We start from the raw sequence: 19,219 nt of genomic DNA, 5'->3' as shown, positions 1-19,219 counted from the left end.
AAGCATCTGAACCGAAGCATTCCTCGCTGCTTACTTCGTCCAACCCTTTGATTATCAAGGAGTTTTCCGTTTCGTCTGCGCCGGAAGTGGGGCGAATTATAGACAGATCCAAAGACGCGTCAAGCACTTATTTAAACTTTAGTGGGAACACTGCTGCTCTTAACCCGGCGACGCTGTATACGCTTAGCAATTGCGGGGATCCGCAGCACCAGAAGCAGCGCGCCAATCGTTGCATAGAGAGCCCACTCCTTCAGATCCGCCCGCACGATCCACAGCATATGCAGCAAACCCAGGCCCAAAATCAGGTAACTGAGCCGATGAAGTTTCTTCCAGCGCATTCCCAAACGGCGCTGGCTATAGCGATTGGACGTGACCGCCAGCGACAACAGCCCCAGGAAACCCAGCGCCCCGACAATAATGTAGGGCCGTTTGACCAGTTCTACGCCCAACTGCGCCCAGTCAAAGCCCAGGATAAAAAAGCCATAACCCAGCATGTGCAGCGACACATACGTGAAACACCACAGCCCCAACTGCCGGCGAACGGCGATCCATCCGGGCCAGCCCGTCGTGCGCTGCAATGGGGTCATCGCCAGCGTAATCAAAAGCAGGATCAACGTCCCCAAGCCCAAGCGATCAACTAGTACCTTTCCAGGATCAGGCCCCAAAGCAAAAATCCACGCCTGGTAGAGCCAATACAGGGGGACCAAAGCCGCTGCGACGAACACCGACACACGCCAGTAGATGAAACGCATCAATAGTTTTTCCGTAGGTCCAGGCCTGTATAAAGAGAAGCAACCTGCTCCCCGTACCCGTTAAACATCTCGGTCTGGCGAATATTCGGGCTGAACAGCCCGCTGGGCAGACGCCGCTCGCGTGCCTGGGTCCAGCGTGGATGATCAACCGTCGGGTTCACATTGGCATAGAAACCGTACTCGCTTGCCGCAATGCTTTGCCAGGTCGTCTTCGGCTGCTCGCTTGTCAGACTGATGCGCACGATGGACTTCACGCTTTTAAAGCCATATTTCCAAGGCACCACCAGACGCAACGGCGCGCCGTTCTGATTGGGCAGTTCCCGTCCATACATGCCCACCGCCAGAATCGCGAGCGGGTTCATCGCCTCATCCAGACGAAGCCCTTCTACATAAGGCCAGTCGATCAACGCAAAGCCGGAGCGCTGGCCGGGCATGGTCTTCGGGTCCTGCAGCGTTTCAAACCGGATGTATTTGGCATTCGCCGTCGGTTCAACCTGCTTGAGCAGCTCGGAGATCGGGAAGCCCAGCCATGGAATCACCATCGACCACGCTTCTACGCAGCGCAGACGATAGATACGCTCTTCCAGCTGATAGGGCTTCATGAAGTCTTCGAGTGCGTAGCGGCCAGGCTTGGCCACCTCCCCGTCAATGACGACGCTCCACGGTTCGGTTTTCAGCGAGCCCGCGTTTTGCGCGGGATCACCCTTGTCGGTGCCGAACTCGTAGAAGTTGTTGTAGTGGGTCGCGTCCTTGAACGGCGTAATCGTCTCGTCCTTGACGGTAACGGCTTGCCACTTCGTTGAAGGTAACTTGCCTTTGAACCAGTCAGGGGCAGCGCCGGCTTCGACTTCGGTATAGCGCGAGGCTTCTTCGGCTTGCGCCCAGCGAGGCATTGCGCTGACGGCGAGCCCCGCAAGACTGCTTCCGAGCAATGCGCGACGCGAGAGATAAAAGGATTCGGGTGTGACATCCGACTCTTTGCAATCGGACGTAGAGGGGATCTTGATCAGCATGATGACTCCGCAGCTATGGAGAACTGAAGCATCTATAGCGGCGGAGTATGCGGGAAATAACGGTCGGCGAACTACCTCTGGCGACGTAGACGCAGCAGGTACTGGATAGGACCGGAAGCTGCATATCCAAGGAAAATTAGCAGCAGAATGCGCGGCGGATCACTGAACACCACAGCGAATACCAAAACGACGGCCAGAATTGCAACAAACGGCACCCGCCCTTTCAGATCCAGCTCTTTGAAGCTGTTGTACTTGATGTTGCTGACCATCAGCATGCCCGCTGCCGCGACCAATAGTGCAACCAGAAACGACAGTTTCGAACCCTGGATGCCGTAATCGCTGAACGCCCAGACGGTGCCCGCGACGACCCCTGCGGCGGCAGGACTTGCCAGGCCAATGAAGTAACGCTTGTCCGCCTTGCCCACCTGGGTGTTGAACCGGGCCAGACGCAACGCTGCCCCCGCCACATAGATGAAGGCGACCATCCAGCCGACCTTGCCCATGTCACCCAGCGCCCAGCCAAACGCCAACAGCGCCGGCGCCACGCCAAAAGCGACCATATCGGACAGCGAGTCGTACTCTGCGCCGAATGCGCTCTGGGTGTTTGTCATCCGCGCAACACGGCCGTCCAGACCATCCAGGACCATGGCAACGAAGATGGCGATGGCGGAGAACGCGAAGTATTTGCTCGCGCTCGCCTGATCACCCGCGCTCAATGCACTCTGCGCACTCATGGCGCTGATGATTGCGTAGAAGCCGGCGAACAGGTTCGCAGTGGTGAACAGATTGGGTAGCAGGTATATCCCGCGATGGCGCACCTGGCGCCCCTCGTCGTCGTGACCCTCTTCAATGTGTTCATCAATCGGTAGCAGGCTTTCGGCGTCAGCAGCCTTGTTCGGCTCTTCGGGACGTTCGCTCATGGACAATACCTTGCAGCTGAAGAATTTCGACAAATGCTTGTGGCCCTTGGGCCGACAAACGATGCAGCTTTATACCAGATGAGCCCCCATAACGAAAAAACGCGACCCGAGGGCCGCGTTTTTTCCTGCAGGAACCTGATCGGGATCTTAGTTCTTGGCTTGGTCGACGATCTTGTTCTTCGCGATCCAAGGCATCATCGAGCGCAGTTGCTCACCGATGATTTCCAGGCCGTGCGCCTTGTTGTTACGACGCTTGGCGGTCATCGACGGGTAGCCGCTGGCGCCCTCGGCGATGAACATCTTGGCGTACTCGCCGTCCTGAATGCGCTTCAGAGCGTTGCGCATGGCCTGACGGGATTCGGCATTGATGACTTCCGGGCCGGTAACGTACTCGCCGTATTCAGCGTTGTTGGAGATCGAGTAGTTCATGTTGGCGATGCCGCCTTCGTACATGAGGTCGACGATCAGCTTCAGTTCGTGCAGGCACTCGAAGTAAGCCATTTCCGGCGCATAACCGGCTTCAACCAGGGTCTCGAAACCGGCTTTGACCAGTTCAACGGTACCGCCACACAGAACGGCTTGCTCGCCGAACAGGTCGGTTTCGGTTTCGTCCTTGAAGGTGGTTTCGATGATACCGGTACGGCCGCCGCCAACACCCGACGCGTACGACAGAGCGACGTTCTTGGCGTTGCCCGAGGCGTCCTGGTAAACGGCGATCAGGTCAGGGATGCCACCACCTTTGACAAACTCGGTACGCACGGTGTGGCCTGGTGCTTTTGGCGCGATCATGATCACGTCGAGATCGGCACGAGGAACAACCTGGTTGTAGTGAATCGCGAAGCCGTGGGAGAAGGCCAGTGTTGCGCCCTTCTTGATGTTCGGCTCGATTTCGTTCTTGTACAGCTGGGACTGAAATTCGTCCGGGGTCAGGATCATGACCAGGTCTGCAGCGGCGACGGCGGAAGCCACGTCAGTCACTTTCAGGCCGTGAGCTTCAGCTTTGGCGACAGTACCCGAACCCTTGCGCAGGCCAACAGTGACATCAACGCCGGAGTCTTTCAGGTTGCACGCTTGAGCGTGGCCCTGAGAACCGTAACCGATGATGGCAACTTTTTTGCCCTGGATGATCGAAAGGTCGCAGTCTTTGTCGTAATAAACTTTCATGAAATTCCCCTGATAACTTGGCCGCAAGGCCATTTGCAAAATTAGGTTAGATGCTCAGCACTTTGTCGCCGCGGGCAATGCCCGTGACGCCGCTTCGTACGGTTTCCAGAATGGCAGTAGTGCCAATCGCCTGGATGAAGCTGTCCAGCTTGTCGCTTGTCCCGGTCAACTGCACGGTATAGACGCTGCTGGAGACGTCGACGATCTGGCCGCGGAAAATGTCGGTGGTGCGCTTGATCTCGGCACGCTGGGCGCCAGTGGCTTTCACTTTGATCAGCATCAGCTCGCGCTCGATGTGGGCGCTTTCCGACAGGTCGACCAGCTTGACCACTTCGACCAGCTTGTTGAGGTTCTTGGTGATTTGCTCGATCACTTCATCTTGGCCAACGGTGGTCAGCGTCAGACGCGACAGGGTCGGGTCCTCGGTTGGCGCCACTGTCAGGCTTTCGATGTTGTAGTTGCGCTGCGAAAACAGGCCGACCACACGAGACAGCGCACCCGGTTCGTTTTCCAGCAATAGCGAAATGATGTGGCGCATGGTTATGTCCGCTCCGTCTTGCTCAGCCACATGTCACGCATGGACCCGTCTCTGATCTGCATCGGATAGACGTGCTCGCCGACATCGACCTTGATATCGAGGAACACCAGCCGATCTTTCATGGCGAACGCTTCTTCCATCTTCGGCTTCAGGTCCTTGAGATCGGTGATGCGCATGCCGACGTGCCCGTAAGCCTCGACCAGCTTCACGAAGTCAGGCAGCGACTCCATGTAGGAATGCGAGTGACGACCGCTGTAGCTCATGTCCTGCCACTGACGGACCATGCCAAGCACGCCGTTGTTGAGCAGGATGATCTTCACCGGCAGGTTGTACTGCAGACAGGTCGACAGCTCCTGAATGTTCATCTGAATGCTGCCTTCGCCGGTGACGCAGGCGACATTGTCATTCGGGAAACTCAGCGCAACACCCATCGCGGCCGGCAGGCCGAAGCCCATGGTGCCGAGACCGCCGGAGTTGATCCAGCGATTGGGTTTGTTGAAGCGGTAGTACTGAGCCGCGAACATCTGGTGCTGCCCCACATCGGAGGTGACGTAGGCATCGCCTTTGGTCACTTCGCACAGCGTCTCGATCACAGTCTGCGGCTTGATGACGCTTCCGTCGCCACGGTTGTAAGGGAACAGGTCACCGCCGGCGCGCCATTCTTCGATCTGCTTCCACCACGTCGCGACCGACTCCTTGTTAGGGGTTTCGGCGAGCTCTTTGAGAGTCGCAACCATTTCGTTCAGCACGCTCTCGACCGGCCCGACGATTGGCACGTCGGCCTTGATGGTCTTGGAGATGGACGCCGGGTCGATGTCGACGTGAATGATTTTGGCGTTCGGGCAGAATTTCGCCGGCCCGTTGATCACGCGATCGTCGAACCGCGCGCCCACCGCAAGAATCACATCGGCGTGATGCATTGCCAGGTTGGCGGTGTAGCTGCCATGCATCCCCAGCATGCCGACGAACTGGCGATCGGTGCCTGGATAAGCACCCAGGCCCATCAACGTGTTGGTGACCGGAGCGTTCAATTGCTGCGCCAGTTCGGTCAATGGCGCCGAACCGTTGCCCATGATCACGCCGCCGCCTGCGTAGATGACCGGGCGCTTGGCCGCGACCAGCATTTCCACGGCCTTGCGGATCTGGCCGGAATGGCCGCGGACCGCCGGGCTGTAGGAGCGCAGCTTGGCTTTCTTGGGGAAGATGTATTCGAACTTCTCTGCCGGGTTGGTCATGTCTTTCGGGATATCGACGACGACAGGACCAGGACGACCGGATTGGGCCAAGTAGAACGCCTTCTTCAGGACTTCCGGGATCTCCGACGGGTGTTTGATCATGAAGCTGTGCTTCACGATTGGCCGGGAGATACCGATCATGTCGGTTTCCTGGAACGCGTCGGTACCAACCATGTTGCTCGGGACCTGACCGGACAGCACCACCATTGGAATCGAATCCATGTAGGCGGTCGCGATACCGGTGATGGCATTGGTTGCGCCGGGACCCGAAGTCACCAGCACAACGCCTGCCTTGCCGGTGGCGCGGGCGTAACCGTCAGCCATGTGAGTCGCGGCCTGTTCGTGACGAACAAGGATATGGCTCACAGCCGGTTCTTTGAACAGCGCGTCGTATATATGCAGGAGGGCACCGCCAGGGTACCCGTAGATGTGCTCTACGCCTTCGTCACGCAAAAAGCGGACGACCATTTCAGCGCCAGATAAAAGCTCCACGTTGTTCACCTCTAAAACGCCAGAATACCGTCCACACAAGCGAGGAGACGGGTCTTAATAGGTTTACTGCAAAGCAGAGCATGAGCGACGGTGGTCGCCGACTACGTCAGCACTGACTGAGCAAGTATTGGGATCGCCCCTTAAGTGTTTCGGGGTCTTCCCACCCAGCGCGAGGTAACGCGTTGCGGGTGTTACGGGTCGGCGCGGGTGTGCGCCTCATGATCTACCGAGACGGTCTGCTTCTGGCAGTCCCTCTACAGCGAACTTTGGATTGTTCGGATTCGCCCCTCTCAAGTCAAGTCATCGATGCGCTTTCTTCGTCCACTGCCCGCCAAAAGGCACCGAATGAGGTCGCAGCGCGCCGCTTGTGATAGGTTTCCGGCCATTGCCACAGAAGTAAGGAACCGGGAATGCGCTGGATGATTCTTGCAGCGACGCTGACACTGGCCGTCGCCCCGGCGGTCGGCCAGGCCGCGCAGATATACAAATGGGTGGACGCTCAGGGCGTCACGCATTTCGACGCCCAGCCGCCTGCCGGGCAGACAGCACAGGAAATCAATACAGGGAGCCCCGTCTCGGCCCCACCTGCCCCGCCCCCGCAGAACCAGGAGGGAGCACGGGAGCAGGAGGCGGTCGATGCCAAGGTCAGAAAACAGGTTGCCGCCCAGGAAGCCAAGCGCAAAGAAGCGTGCGACGAACAGCGAACCAACCTTGCCCAACTGCAGAACAACCCTCGGGTACGACAGGAGGTGAATGGCGAGTTCAGGCGTTTCACGGAAGAAGAGCGGCAGGCCCGCATCGTCGAGGTCAAGCAGTACCTCGACGATCAATGCAACTGAGGGTCAGACCGCCTCGGTAATCAACCGGTCGAAGTCTTTCAGCAGCGCCAGCAAGTTGCGTGCTTCACGGATACGGCTGGCGTATACCATCTCCGCCATTTCCAGAATGCCGGATGCCGTGGGCAACGGCATATCCTGCTCAAGGATGATCTTCATGCGTGGCAGGAAGATCCATTGCAGCCACTGATCAAAATCCAGCGTGTCGACGCAGAAGGGTTCACGGCTTGACAGCGACTCGTCGCTGGGCGGCACTTCCTTCCACCATCCCAGGACTCGCAATTCGCGCTCGATCAACAGCAATTGGTCAGCGATTTTCGGAAAGCGTTTATCCATTGGCTTTCTGCCGCGCCAACGCTGCACCGGCGGCGTCACCCTGCTTTTCCCGCGATTGGGCAATCAGGCCCCAAAGACTGGCTTGAAGGCTCGCGCGACCGTTGGCGTAGGTCAGAGCACGACGGGCCAATTGCTCAGCCTGAGGCGCATCGCCCTGGGCCAGACGCACTTGCGCCAGACGGTAGAGGACCTGGGGCTCACGGGGGGCAACACGTTGAGCACGCTCAAGGCTCGATGATGCGCCGTTGAGATCGCCACCGGACTGCTGCTGCTGAGCGGTGGTGAGCAACGCCAGCACCGGCCCATCCAGTTGCTCGTCTTCTGACAACCCGCCGCTGGACGCAGACGGAATGCCAGTCGGCGCCGAGGCCGGCATGTTGTAGGTATTGCTGGTCGCTGGCGGCGGTGTGTACGTATTGTTCACTGGGGCCTGATTAACCGGCGCAGTGCTGATCGGCGCCGTAGCGGGTGGCACGAACGTCGAAATAGGCGCACCACTGGCGTTGGCGCCGCCGGGTACCATGACCGTGACACCAGAATCTTCCTGAATCGTCTGCGACTGCGCGGGTGCCTGTACCGGCGCGCGATAGGTGTTGCTGCGAGTAGACGAAACGCGCTCGCCGTTTGAAACGCGTGACCCTGAATCGACCACCGGAATCGCACTGCGCGTCTGGGACGCGCAACCGTTGAGCAAAGCCAGAGCCGTTACAGCCGGAATCCACCACTTGTTCACGTCACATCCTCTTTGCTTAATTCAACCAGGCTTAGTTCAACCAGCCCTTGACCCAGTCCATCACCGAATCGGCAGGCGCTGCTGCCCCACCGCAGGTCGGGCCGGGTTGCGGCTCACTGCCGCGAATATACGGCATCTGTACGGCGTTCGGGCAGCTGGCGTCGGTGCCTTCGCCGGTACTGGCATTGACCCAGGCCTGCACGACGTTATCAGGCATCGCCATGTCCAGCGGCAGCGGATCGGCTTTCTTCATGAAGCTGGTCCAGATCTGCAGTGCGCCGGTGGCCCCAGTGAACGGCGTCTTGCCGTTGTCGTCGCGGCCCATCCAGACGATCGCCAGCAAGTCCTGGCTGAAGCCGGCAAACCAGCTGTCGCGCGAGTCATTGGTGGTGCCTGACTTGCCCGCCAGATTCAGGGTGCTCGGCAGCACGTTGTACACCGATTTACCCGTACCCTCGCGCATCACCCTCTGCATGGCGTTCTGCAGCAAATAGATCGAACCCGGGTCGAAACGTTGCTGAATCTGGAACGGGTAGCGCTTGAGCGGCTCCCCTTCGGCGGTCAGTACGCTGCGAATCCCGCGCAACGGCGTGTTGAAGCCGCCGCTGGCGATGGTCTGGTACATCGTCGCCACTTCGATCGGCGTCAGCGCGCCAGCCCCCAGGAGCATCGACGGGAACGCCGGCCACTCGCGAGTGACGCCCAGCTTGGTCAGGGTTTTGAAGACATTCGGAATGCCCAGGTCCAGACCCAGCTTAGCGCTGGACAGGTTGTAGGAATGCGCCAGGCCCTGATACAGGAAAATGTTGCCGTGGGCTTTGTGATCGTAGTTCTGGGGCTTCCAGATCTGGCCGTCGGCGCCTTTCACCTGAAAAGGCTCGTCGGGAATCCAGCTGGTCAGCGAGTACTGCTGCGGACGCTCGAGAGCGGTCAGATAGATGGCCGGCTTGACCAACGACCCGATCGGCCGAACGGCATCCAGCGCCCGGTTGAAACCCGCGAAGCCTGCCTGGCGGCTGCCGATCAGCGCCTGGACTTCGCCGGTCTCCGGATTGGTCACGACCATGGCCGTTTCCATCTCGTCCGCGCCTTTGCGGCCGGAAATCCTGGCGAAGCTTTCGCGCACGGCAGCTTCGGATTTCATCTGCAGAATAGGGTCGAAACTGGTGAAGATCCGCAGGCCCTCTTCGGTCAAGTCCTCGTCGCGGTAGTCCTGACGCAGCTGGCGTTTGACCAGATCAAGGAAGTCCGGGAACGAGCTGTCGGCCAGCGATCCGACTTTGCTCACGCCAAGCGGCATCTTCTTCGCAGCCGCAACCACTTCGGGGGTGGCGACACCCTGTTGTTCAAGCAGATCGAGGACCAGATTGCGACGCTCCAGCGCACGCTCGGGATTGCGGCGCGGGTTGTAATACGAAGGCCCCTTGACCAGACCGACCAGCAAGGCGACCTGATGCAGCTTCAACTCCGACAGCGGCTGACTGAAGAAATACTGACTCGCCAGACCAAAGCCGTGGACCGCGCGCTGACCGTCCTGCCCCACGAACACTTCGTTGAGGTAGGCCTCGAGAATCTCCTGCTTGCTGTAATGAATCTCCAGCAGAACTGCCATCATCGCTTCGGTCAGCTTGCGGGTGATGCTGCGCTCGTTGGTCAGGTAGAAGTTCTTGACCAGTTGCTGAGTCAGCGTCGATCCGCCCTGGCGCATCTGGCCAGCGGAAGCGTTGATCCAGAAGGCTCGCAGGATCCCCTTCGGCGATACGCCGAAGTGATGGTAGAAATCCCGATCTTCGACGGTGACGAGCGTGTCGAGCAAATAAGGCGGCGCCTGATCGAGCTTGATCAGAATCCGGTCTTCGAGATTCTTCGGGTACAAGCCGCCGATCATCAGGGGCTCAAGCCGCGCGACAGCAAGCTTGGCGCCATTGGCGGCGCTCAGTTCCGCAACGTAATCGCCGGAGAAGCGCACGTGAATCTGCTGAGCCGGATCAGCGCCTTCATAGAACTGGAAGCCGCGGGTGTTGAGATCGACAGTGTTGCCGTTGACCGCGGCAGCGCCCGGCCCGTTGGCCACACCTTCACGACGATAGCCCAGCGCATCGAGTTCCAGAAGGAAGTCATCGCGTGAAAGCTTCTGGCCGACGAACAGCTCCAGTGGCCGTGCATAGACCTTGGCGGGAATGGTCCAGCGCTTGCCGGAGAATTTTTCCTGGACGATGGAATCCAGGTAAACGGCGAAGCAGCCAAGGATCACCAGCCCGACAAGACTGAGTTTCAGGGCCCAGCCCAACAGGCTGCGCAGGCGGCTGTTGGTGGGTTTGGGGGATTTTTTCGGGGTGCGGGATCGGGTCATGGCGGCGGATTATACGCACTTTCAAAGCCCCCGACAGACCGCCCTTTAAGCGGTTTGCAGCAATGGCTCCAGCGGCCATAATGGCCGCCTTTCGCTACTTCTCTATCGCCTTATCACCTTTCAAGGATCGTCCGTGAGCCAGACACTGATAGCCGCGCTGCAAAACCCCGCCCTGTTTCCTCACCCGGTCGAACAGTTTCAGGTCATCGAGACGCATATTTCCTGGGTGCTCCTCACCGGCCAGTACGTCTACAAGATGAAGAAGCCGGTCAATTTCGGTTTTCTGGACTTCACCCACCTGCCGGCGCGCCAGCATTTCTGTGAGCAGGAGCTGATGCTGAACCAGCGCCTGACGGACGATCTGTACCTGGAAGTGCTGCCTGTTACCGGCAGCATCGACGCTCCGCAGCTGAATGGTGAAGGTGAAGCGATCGAGTACGTGCTGAAAATGCGCCAGTTCCCGCAGGACGGCTTGCTCAGCACCTTGCAAGCAAAGGGCGAACTGACCACCGCGCACATCGACGACATGGCCCGGCAGATCGCCGAGTTTCATCTCAAGTCGCCCAAGGTGCCGATGGAAAACCCCCTCGGCAGCGCCGACAGCGCAATGGCGCCGGTCACGCAAAATTTTGAGCAGATTCTGCCCTTCCTCAGCGAAAAGTCTGACCTCATCCAACTTGAAGCGCTGGAGGCATGGGCGAAAAGCAGTTTCGAGCGCCTCAAGCCATTGATGAACCAGCGCAAGCTCGACGGATTTGTCCGCGAGTGCCATGGCGACATCCACTTGGGCAACGCAACGCTGATCGATGGCAAGGTGGTGATTTTCGACTGCATCGAGTTCAACGAGCCCTTCCGCATGACAGATGTCTATGCCGACATCGGCTTCCTGGCCATGGACCTTGAGGATCGCGGCCTGAAAAGCCTTTCCCGTCGATTCGTCAGTCAGTACCTCGAACTGACCGGCGACTATGCGGGACTTCAGCTTCTCAATTTCTACAAGGCCTACCGGGCACTGGTCCGCGCCAAAGTGGCGCTGTTTAGCCTGAATGCCGACGCCGATCAGGTGCAACGGGCCGCGACACTGCGCCAGTATCGCAATTACGCCAACCTGGCCGAGAGCTATAGCGCGATTCCGTCGAATTTTCTGGCCATCACCCATGGCGTTTCCGCGGTCGGCAAAAGTCAGGTTGCGATGCGCCTGGTCGAAGCGCTGGGGGCGATCCGTCTGCGTTCAGATGTCGAGCGCAAGCGTGCATTCGCCGACCATGAAGATCTGTATTCCGCCGACGTCAGCGCGGCTACTTATCAGCGTCTGAATGAGCTGGCGGGTGTCGTGCTCCGCGCAGGCTTGCCGGTGGTCATCGATGCAACCTATTTGAAGCTCCCGCAGCGTCAGGCGACTGCGCAGATTGCCGAGGCAATGGGCGTTCCTTTTCTGATCGTTGACTGCGCCGCGCCAAAAGCGGTTATCGAGGGTTGGCTGGCGCAACGTCGGGCACAAAATGATGATCCTTCGGACGCAACCATGGAAGTCATTGAAGCGCAGCTGGCCAGTCGCGAGGCGCTGACCGCTGATGAAATATTGCGCAGCCGCCACGTCGAGACCAACGTCAGTGGTGATCTGGACAAGCTGGTCGCCGACATTCGTCAGCAGCTGCCGGGGCTCTGATAGCCCGCATCCGCCAGCGGTCGAGTCGTGATGGATAACGCTTCACGGCTCGACGCAGGTGGCATTATAGTGGCGTCAGAATACCAACAATGGAGACGTCAAATGAACCAGCCCAAACAGCTCGACTCGCCTCTGTTCGCACTGTTGCGAAAAGACGATGTGACCGCCTTCAACCTCGAACGCCCTAAGCAGGGCCCTGTTGATCTGTCTGGAGGCGATTTCCGCGGCCTGGATCTGCGTGAGATCGACGCCGACCGCATCGACTTCACTGATGCTTACTTCAGGTCGGCGGACTTGCGCGGCGTTGACTTCCGGACGAGCCAACTTGAAGGTGCAAGCATCGCCCATGCACAGATATCCGGGGCGTACTTCCCGCCAGAGCTGAGTGCTGACGAGATCCTTATGTCAGTCAATTTCGGTACTCGCCTGCGCTATCGCACCCGCTAAGCCTCGCTCTAACCTCTCGCCCTGCATGCGCCGCCATGTCGGGCCTGCCCTCGCCTGCTTATCCAATCCAACCTGATCCTGCCGTTCGGCGGCGTACGCCGCGTTCGAGTGGTAACACTCTGCAGATTGATTCGGCGTCGTCTACGCTAAACGGCATGGCTCGCCTTTTCAGTTTATGTCGAGCCTATGGAGAAGTTATTACATGGAACCACAGGATGGGTTAGCACATGGATGACGAATTGTTGGGCATGAAGAACCTGGGGAGGACCTCGGTTCAATGGCTTCACGCTGCGGGTATTCACACGATTGCTGATCTGCGGCGACTCGGCGCGATTCAGGCTTACCGGGCCGTTCAGGTCAGGGGATTCCGGGCCTCGAAAGCGCTGCTCTACTCACTGGAAGGCGCGCTGTCAGATCGCCCTTGGGCCGAGCTGCCCCAAGCGCACAAAGATTCCATGGACACTGAACTGAAGAACGCCAGTTCTGGGCTAATCCGGGAACGCCACATTACATAAGCAAAATAGTCTGCAGAACACTGTTGACTTACAAATGAGAATCACTATGATTATCACATCCGGTCGCGAGACTGGTCGATAACCTGAAAGGCTCCTTGGTTCGGACTCTCAGATTATCTCCTCATCAGGCTAATCACGGTTTTTGACCCGGCTCTTTGCCGGGTCTTTTTTTGCCCGGGATTCAAGCCCCTACTCCCAAGTGGCCCAACAAATCATCCAGCAGGCTGGTCGCCCCGAGCCGCAGTCTCCCCTGCCCAAGCCAGCGTGGGCCGAATCGTGCCTTGACCAGATCCATGTGAACCCGCGCTTCCTTGAGCGTCCGTACATTCCCGGAGACGTTGATGCCCACATGCGCGCCTGACTCGGCGATGGCCGCAATCAAAATCCGGCTGGCCTGGGGTGTCGCGTTGAGGACCTGTTTCCCCGTACTGGTTTTCAGAAAGTTGGCGCCCTCCTGAATTGCAACACAGCTTGCGCCGTGAATGACCTGCGGATCACGCAGCACGCCGGTTTCCAGCGTGACGGTCAATGCAGCACGACCGCATCTGGCTTTACAGGCGTTAATGATGTCCGCGCCAATCTGTCTGTCCCCGCCAAGCAGCGCATGGAAGGGATAGACCAGATCGATTTCGTCGGCACCCGCGAGAATTGCCGCCTGGGTTTCCGACTCGGCCGAGCTGACAGAAGGCGAACCGCTCGGAAAGTTAACCGCGGCCACGACGCTGACCTCCCGCGCATGCAGGCTGTCGAGGGTGCGCCGCGCCAGTCCTGCGAATCGGGGCATTACACAGACGGCGGCAACATGCCCCACAGGTGTCAGGGCTCGATGACACAACGCAATGATCTTTTCCGGCGTGTCATCGGCATTCAACGAAGCCAATTCCATCAGGCCTATAGCCAGTTGCGCCAATGACGCATCGACCGCATGCACGTCAATCGCTTCGTTTAAGTCGTTCATTACACATCCTCGATACCTTGGCTTGAGGCGACGATGATCGAGAACGGCTGTGCCTGAACGGTCACAAAGACGCAAAAGAGCAGGCCTACGTGATTACAGGAATTGTCCGAAGGACATTGCCCGCACAGGCAATGGAAACGGGCTGCTGCATCGGTAAAGGCAGCTGATGCACATCGACACGAGCCCATTCAGCGAGCGATCACCAGCGGATGCCCACGCTCGGGATGAGGCTGCACCAGAACATCCAGACCGAACACCGACTTCAGCGCCTCAGGCGTGAGCACGTGCTCTGGTGTGCCGGATAGATGTGCGCGCCCTTGCGCCAGCAGCAACAGCTGATCGCAGTAACGGGCTGCCAGGTTCAAGTCATGCAGGATCACCATCACCGCGCCGCCACGGTCGGCGAAGGCACGAACGGCCAACAGCGTGGTGTGCTGATGCAGCGGGTCGAGCGCCGACGTGGGCTCGTCCAGCAAGAGAATCTGGCCCTCCTCGCCCGGCCACACCTGCGCCAGCACCCGTGCCAGGTGAACCCGCTGACGCTCGCCGCCCGACAGCGTCAGATAGCTGCGACCGAGCAGGTGAAGCCCATCGGCCGCCGCAAGGGCGTGCTGGATGATCTCTCCGTCACATTGCTGACCGCTGTCATGGGGCAAGCGGCCCATCGCAACCACTTCCTCGACCTTGAACGCGAAATCCAATGTCGAGCTCTGCGGCAGTACCGCCAGCCGACGCGCCCGTTCGTGGCCGCGCCATTGATTCAGGGGAATGTCGTCCAGCACCACGTGACCGTGAGTCGGGGCAAGCTCGCCGCACAGGGCAGCCATCAGCGAACTTTTGCCGGCCCCATTGGAGCCCAGCACGCCGAGCATCTGACCGGGCGCCAACGCCAAGTCGATGTTGGCGACCACCTGCTTGCCATCGCGCACGATGCCGAGGTCATTAGCGATCAACATCAGCGACGGCCTCGAACCAGCAGGAAAAGAAAAAACGGCGCGCCAAGGAACACAGTAACGATTCCGATTGGCAGCTCCGCCGGCGCCATCACCAATCGGGCGAAGATGTCTGCGACGAGCAGCAGTGTTGCCCCTGCCAGCGCTGAGGCGGGAAGGACAACGCGGTGGTCCGGCCCGCTCAGCAGTCGCACCAGGTGCGGCACGATCAGACCGATGAAGCCGATCAGCCCCGCCGCTGCGACGGCAGCCCCGACGCCAAGGGCGATGCACAGAATCAGCTCACGCTTGAGGCGTTCGACCTCGATGCCCAGATGGCGCGCTTCCGATTCTCCAAGCAGAAGCGCGTTGAGCGCCTTGGCTCGGCGCGGCAGCCAGAGGATCACCGCCACGCAAACCAGCAAAAGAGGCCAGAGCCGGGCGTAACTGGCACCATTAAGTGTGCCCAGATTCCAGAACGTCAGCGTCCGCAGACTGGCGTCGTCGGCCATATACGTGAGCAGGCCGATGACTGAGCCGGCCAGCGCCGTCATCGCTACACCCGCCAGCAGCATGGTGCTGACGCTGGTTCGGCCATCGCGGCGTCCCAGCCGATAGACGATTGCGGTCACGCCAAGCCCACCGGCAAATGCGCAGACTGACAGCAAATACGGCTGGAACGGCTCAGGTAGACCGCCCAGCGATGCTCCGGCAACGATGGCCACCGCCGCGCCCAATGCCGCGCCACTGGAAACCCCGACCAGACCGGGGTCGGCGAGGGGATTGCGAAACAAAGCCTGCATCGCCACGCCCGACAAGGCCAGCACAGCCCCCACCGCCAGCCCGAGCAACGTACGGGGCAGGCGGATCTGGCCTACGATCAGCTCCGCCTGCTGCAAGTTGTCCTCCGCCACGGGCACGCCCATCAGATGAAGAACCGCGCGCAAAGTATCCATCATCGGCAGGCTGACAGGCCCGAGGGCGAGGGACAGCCACATCGCCAGCAAACAGGCCAGGCCCAGCGCGATCAGTTGAGAGGTGAAGCGCATAAAAAGGTGCGTCCCCTATAAAGGAAGGCGCAGTCGATCACCTCAAGGCGCGACTGGCTGGATTTCGTTCATCGACTGGCGGGTTCGACTGCTGGCAGAATGCGCAGCCTGCCAGGGCCAGGAATTTGATGATTATTTGCATTTGAGCGTCAAGCGCCAAGGAGACCATGCTGAAATACCTGTGCGACAGCGCTGCGCTGATGGAAGGCAAAAGCCTCGGGTTCGAGGTTGATGAACTCAGGATTCTGGCCGTCCGGCGAGCGGGTCAAGTGTATGTGTACGCCAATCGGTGCCCCCATCGCGGGGTGGCGCTGGAATGGCAGGCCGATGAGTTTCTCGATGCCAGCGCCAGTCTGATCCAGTGTGCCACTCACGGTGCCCTGTTCCTCATCGAAAGCGGCGAGTGTGTAGCCGGCCCTTGCGAGGGCAAGTCCCTCAGGGCTATCGCCTGCGACGAGGACGCTCAGGGCATCTGGATCAACCCGGTGGCAGCGGACTGAGCGGGCGCGTCTGGGTGAGGTGAATCTCAAGACGCCGATCAATGCGCACCTCGTCAGGGGTGAGCGCCACGCCATACGCAAGCACTTCAACCCCTGCCGCAGCTGCGTCAAGTAAGGCAGCAGCATAGGCCGAGTCGATTTGGGTAGCGGGCCGCACGGCATCAATGCCTGTCAGATTCACGCAATACAGCAACACCGCATGCACGCCTTCCCGGGCCAGGGCCGCCAGTTCGCGCAGGTGCTTCGCGCCGCGTTGAGTGACCGCGTCGGGAAACGCAGCGACACGGCTGTCATCAAAGCCCAACGTCACGCTTTTGACTTCCAGGTACAGCGGGCCCTCTGGATAATCCAGCCGGAAGTCGACGCGGCTGTTTTCCTGACCGTAGGCAACTTCGCGCTTGAGCGCCGTAAACCCCGCCAATTCCGTGATTACGCCGGCCAGAAGTGCTTCTTCCACCAGCCTGTTGGCGCGCGCAGTGTTAACGCAGGCGAGCCGACCCTGTGGGGTTTCGGTGATTTCCCAGGTGCCCGGCAACTTGCGCTTGGGGTCATTGGACCTGCTGAACCAGACGCGGCCCCCCGGCATCATGCAATTGAACATGGAGCCCGTGTTGGGGCAGTGAATCGTCAGCAGTTCGCCGCTGGCGGTCTCGATGTCGGCGAGGAAACGCTTGTAGCGCTGAATCAGCCGGCCTTCTTCAAGGGGAGGAGAGAAACGCATCAGCCTTGCCAGCTCCGAAGACCACGGCCTATTCGCTCGACCGCTTCCTGAAGGCGAGGCAGGCTTTGGGTGTAGGCGAAGCGCACATGGTGGCCGGCGCGGTACCGACCGAAATCCAGCCCGGGTGTGAACGCCACGTGCTCGGTTTTCAGGAAGTGATGGCAGAACGCGAACGCGTCGCCGCCGAACGCACTGATGTCTGCGTATAGATAGAAGGCGCCCTCGGGCTCCACGGCAATGGTAAAGCCCAGTTCGCGCAGCGCCGGAAGCAGGAAGTCGCGACGTCGGGCGAACTCCGCACGACGTTGCTCGAGGATCTCCAGGGTCTGTGGCTCGAAACAGGCAAGTGCCGCACTTTGCGCCATGCTCGGCGCGCTGATGTAAAGATTCTGCGCCAGCTTTTCCAGATCACCGACCGCCGCGTCGGGCGCAACCAGCCAACCGAGTCGCCAACCGGTCATGCCGAAATACTTGGAAAAACTATTCAGCACGAAGGCATCGTTGTCGACTTCCAGCACGCTGCTCGCGTCGGTGCCGTAGGTCAGACCGTGATAGATCTCGTCAACCACGAGGTGGCCATCCCGCGCCTTGAGCGACGCCGAAAGCGCGGCGAGTTCGTCCCGGTGCAGCAAGGTCCCGGTCGGGTTGGCCGGGGAAGCCACCAGCGCACCGACGCTGTCCTCGTTCCAGTATTGGGCGACCAGATCGCCCGTCAGTTGATAACGCACGTCCGGGCCCACGGGCACCAACTGCGCGGCGCCCTCCACCAGGCGCAGAAAATGCCGGTTGCACGGGTAACCCGGATCGGCCAGGAGCCAGTGTTTGCCGGGATCGACCAGCAGACTCGCCGCCAGCAGCAACGCACCGGAACCGCCCGGCGTAATCAGGATCCGGCCCGGATCGACATTCACGCCGTAACGCTGCGCGTAAAAGCCCGCAATCGCCTCGCGCAATTCCGGCAGACCACGGGCCGCCGTGTAACGGGTCTTGCCAGCGGCCAACGCCGCCTGACCGGCCTTGATGATCGGCTCGGCCGTGGTGAAATCCGGCTCGCCGATCTCCAGGTGGATAACGTCATGCCCGGCCGCTTGCAGTTCATTCGCCCGCGCCAGCAGCGCCATGACATGAAAGGGTTCTATGGCGCGGCTGCGCGCACTGTAGGGCTGTGGCATGGGCCTTCCTTTGGTGAGGGGTGGCGAGACAAGTGGCCGATTCTACTCATCCGCCCGAGTGGGCTACAGCGTTTATCCGCCTTGACGGCAGTGAGTTGCAGCCGACAGTCCGGAAAACCCGGGGCTTGCGGGCGCAGGGACTAAACTCGACGCGCTGCAAAATAGATAAAACCGGGGGGCTCAGCCTGTGGTCATAGTCCACGTGCGTGTTGCAGGCCATCCTCGACAACCGGGAGTAGCGCGCTCCGATTCGATCTGGTAAGTTCGCCCGCTTGCAGCCGCAGGGCCGGCAGGTGTCGGCGATGGATCTTAACCTGTGTAATGGCTTAGAAGAGTGAGAGGCGGTCCGTTCATGCCCACCGAAGAAAAGCAAAAGAGCACCCCGGCAATCAGTGGTTTCGAACCTTACGTTGCGACGAAGGGTGAGGAATACATGGGCGACCCCATGCGCAAGCACTTCACCAAGATCCTGTCCAAGTGGAAACAGGAGTTGATGGTAGAAGTTGACCGCACGGTTGTTCACATGAAGGACGAGGCGGCTAACTTCCCTGACCCTGCCGACCGTGCAAGCCAGGAAGAAGAATTCGCACTGGAACTGCGCGCCCGTGATCGTGAGCGCAAGTTGATCAAGAAGATCGACAAGACGCTGCAGCTGATTCAGGACAAGGAATACGGCTGGTGCGAATCGTGCGGCGTCGAGATCGGTATCAAGCGCCTTGAAGCCCGCCCAACGGCCGATATGTGCGTTGACTGCAAAAGTCTCGCTGAAATCAAGGAAAAACAGGTCGGTAAATGATCCTGTTGATCCAGTAAAAAGGACGCCTCGGCGTCCTTTTTCGTTTGTCTCAAGACCGCCGGGCACGCGGCGGCGTGGGCTGGAAAGC

General features: G+C 59.7%; 20 protein-coding genes. 6 read left to right on the top strand and 14 right to left on the bottom strand.

The features are described from left to right. Positions 1 to 131 precede the first annotated feature (131 nt). The 6 genes from msrQ to SLW75_RS22190 form a co-directional block, all read right to left on the bottom strand. On the bottom strand, positions 132 to 752 hold the full coding sequence (gene msrQ / locus SLW75_RS22215; RefSeq protein WP_410935446.1) for a protein-methionine-sulfoxide reductase heme-binding subunit MsrQ: 621 nt from the start codon (positions 750 to 752) through the stop codon (positions 132 to 134). Further along, positions 752 to 1,765 (bottom strand): protein-methionine-sulfoxide reductase catalytic subunit MsrP, encoded by a 1,014-nt coding sequence (msrP, locus tag SLW75_RS22210; RefSeq protein WP_410935445.1) that lies wholly within the window; start codon positions 1,763 to 1,765, stop codon positions 752 to 754. Before msrP ends, msrQ begins: the two co-directional genes overlap by 1 nt. 71 nt (positions 1,766 to 1,836) lie before the next feature. Next, the gene (pssA, locus tag SLW75_RS22205) at positions 1,837 to 2,685 is read right to left on the bottom strand and encodes a CDP-diacylglycerol--serine O-phosphatidyltransferase (RefSeq protein ID WP_065988279.1); all 849 of its coding nucleotides are present in this window, start codon (positions 2,683 to 2,685) and stop codon (positions 1,837 to 1,839) included. Positions 2,686 to 2,832: 147 nt separating this feature from the next. Then, complete coding sequence (gene ilvC, locus SLW75_RS22200; RefSeq protein WP_065988280.1) at positions 2,833 to 3,849, bottom strand: ketol-acid reductoisomerase; 1,017 nt, start codon at positions 3,847 to 3,849, stop codon at positions 2,833 to 2,835. Between the two features lie 46 nt (positions 3,850 to 3,895). Continuing rightward, complete coding sequence (ilvN, locus tag SLW75_RS22195; RefSeq protein ID WP_065988281.1) at positions 3,896 to 4,387, bottom strand: acetolactate synthase small subunit; 492 nt, start codon at positions 4,385 to 4,387, stop codon at positions 3,896 to 3,898. 2 nt (positions 4,388 to 4,389) lie between these two features. Next, positions 4,390 to 6,114: an acetolactate synthase 3 large subunit gene (locus tag SLW75_RS22190; protein WP_410935444.1), complete on the bottom strand. Its 1,725-nt coding sequence runs from the start codon at positions 6,112 to 6,114 to the stop codon at positions 4,390 to 4,392. Positions 6,115 to 6,524: 410 nt separating this feature from the next. Between SLW75_RS22190 and SLW75_RS22185 the strand changes: the two genes are divergently transcribed. Next, on the top strand, positions 6,525 to 6,953 hold the full coding sequence (locus SLW75_RS22185) for a DUF4124 domain-containing protein (protein WP_065988282.1): 429 nt from the start codon (positions 6,525 to 6,527) through the stop codon (positions 6,951 to 6,953). 3 nt (positions 6,954 to 6,956) lie between these two features. Here SLW75_RS22185 and SLW75_RS22180 read toward each other — a convergent pair whose 3' ends face one another. Genes SLW75_RS22180 through mrcB form a run of 3 tightly spaced genes read right to left on the bottom strand, consistent with a single transcriptional unit; the run spans position 6,957 to position 10,372 of the window. Continuing rightward, positions 6,957 to 7,286, bottom strand: a complete 330-nt coding sequence (locus SLW75_RS22180) for a YqcC family protein (RefSeq protein WP_065988283.1) — start codon at positions 7,284 to 7,286, stop codon at positions 6,957 to 6,959. Further along, positions 7,279 to 8,019 (bottom strand): tetratricopeptide repeat protein, encoded by a 741-nt coding sequence (locus SLW75_RS22175; protein ID WP_065988284.1) that lies wholly within the window; start codon positions 8,017 to 8,019, stop codon positions 7,279 to 7,281. The genes SLW75_RS22180 and SLW75_RS22175 overlap by 8 nt, the downstream gene beginning before the upstream one ends. Before the next feature lie 31 nt (positions 8,020 to 8,050). Continuing rightward, positions 8,051 to 10,372, bottom strand: a complete 2,322-nt coding sequence (gene mrcB, locus SLW75_RS22170) for a penicillin-binding protein 1B (protein ID WP_065988285.1) — start codon at positions 10,370 to 10,372, stop codon at positions 8,051 to 8,053. Positions 10,373 to 10,505: 133 nt separating this feature from the next. Here mrcB and SLW75_RS22165 point away from each other — a divergent pair, with 133 nt between their 5' ends. The 3 genes from SLW75_RS22165 (at position 10,506) to SLW75_RS22155 (ending at position 13,003) form a co-directional block, all read left to right on the top strand. After that, entirely contained in the window at positions 10,506 to 12,041 is a 1,536-nt protein-coding gene (locus SLW75_RS22165; RefSeq protein WP_410935443.1) for a bifunctional aminoglycoside phosphotransferase/ATP-binding protein, read from the top strand. Between the two features lie 102 nt (positions 12,042 to 12,143). Continuing rightward, complete coding sequence (locus SLW75_RS22160) at positions 12,144 to 12,488, top strand: pentapeptide repeat-containing protein (protein WP_065988287.1); 345 nt, start codon at positions 12,144 to 12,146, stop codon at positions 12,486 to 12,488. Positions 12,489 to 12,715: 227 nt separating this feature from the next. Further along, positions 12,716 to 13,003, top strand: a complete 288-nt coding sequence (locus SLW75_RS22155; protein WP_192135964.1) for a TfoX/Sxy family protein — start codon at positions 12,716 to 12,718, stop codon at positions 13,001 to 13,003. Between the two features lie 181 nt (positions 13,004 to 13,184). Here the strand turns inward: SLW75_RS22155 and deoC are convergent, their stop codons facing one another. From deoC to SLW75_RS22140, 3 genes are all read right to left on the bottom strand, one after another. Then, positions 13,185 to 13,961, bottom strand: a complete 777-nt coding sequence (gene deoC / locus SLW75_RS22150; protein ID WP_410935442.1) for a deoxyribose-phosphate aldolase — start codon at positions 13,959 to 13,961, stop codon at positions 13,185 to 13,187. A 188-nt stretch (positions 13,962 to 14,149) separates the two neighbouring features. Then, positions 14,150 to 14,917: a heme ABC transporter ATP-binding protein gene (locus SLW75_RS22145; protein WP_410935441.1), complete on the bottom strand. Its 768-nt coding sequence runs from the start codon at positions 14,915 to 14,917 to the stop codon at positions 14,150 to 14,152. Beyond that, positions 14,917 to 15,900 carry a FecCD family ABC transporter permease gene (locus SLW75_RS22140; protein WP_410935456.1) on the bottom strand — a complete coding sequence of 328 codons (984 nt, stop codon included), beginning with the start codon at positions 15,898 to 15,900 and terminating at the stop codon, positions 14,917 to 14,919. Before SLW75_RS22140 ends, SLW75_RS22145 begins: the two co-directional genes overlap by 1 nt. Before the next feature lie 212 nt (positions 15,901 to 16,112). On the opposite strand from SLW75_RS22140, the gene SLW75_RS22135 reads away from it, so the two are divergent. Next, entirely contained in the window at positions 16,113 to 16,442 is a 330-nt protein-coding gene (locus SLW75_RS22135; RefSeq protein WP_065988468.1) for a Rieske (2Fe-2S) protein, read from the top strand. Here the strand turns inward: SLW75_RS22135 and sfsA are convergent. Both sfsA and SLW75_RS22125 read right to left on the bottom strand, forming a co-directional pair. Further along, on the bottom strand, positions 16,420 to 17,163 hold the full coding sequence (gene sfsA / locus SLW75_RS22130; RefSeq protein WP_410935440.1) for a DNA/RNA nuclease SfsA: 744 nt from the start codon (positions 17,161 to 17,163) through the stop codon (positions 16,420 to 16,422). The two genes, SLW75_RS22135 and sfsA, sit on opposite strands and share 23 nt — an antisense overlap. Further along, positions 17,163 to 18,335, bottom strand: a complete 1,173-nt coding sequence (locus SLW75_RS22125; RefSeq protein WP_410935439.1) for a pyridoxal phosphate-dependent aminotransferase — start codon at positions 18,333 to 18,335, stop codon at positions 17,163 to 17,165. The genes sfsA and SLW75_RS22125 overlap by 1 nt, the downstream gene beginning before the upstream one ends. A gap of 352 nt (positions 18,336 to 18,687) precedes the next feature. Here SLW75_RS22125 and dksA point away from each other — a divergent pair, with 352 nt between their 5' ends. Further along, a complete protein-coding gene (dksA, locus tag SLW75_RS22120) occupies positions 18,688 to 19,131 on the top strand; it encodes an RNA polymerase-binding protein DksA (RefSeq protein ID WP_065988293.1) in 444 nt (147 codons plus the stop codon). Positions 19,132 to 19,219: the final 88 nt, after the last annotated feature.

It is taken from the genome of Pseudomonas sp. W5-01, from assembly GCF_046540435.1.
Taxonomy (GTDB): Bacteria; Pseudomonadota; Gammaproteobacteria; order Pseudomonadales; family Pseudomonadaceae; genus Aquipseudomonas; species Aquipseudomonas graminis_B.
The sequence above is the reverse complement of the archived record's forward strand: the minus strand, read 5'-3'. Positions and strand labels throughout refer to the sequence as shown.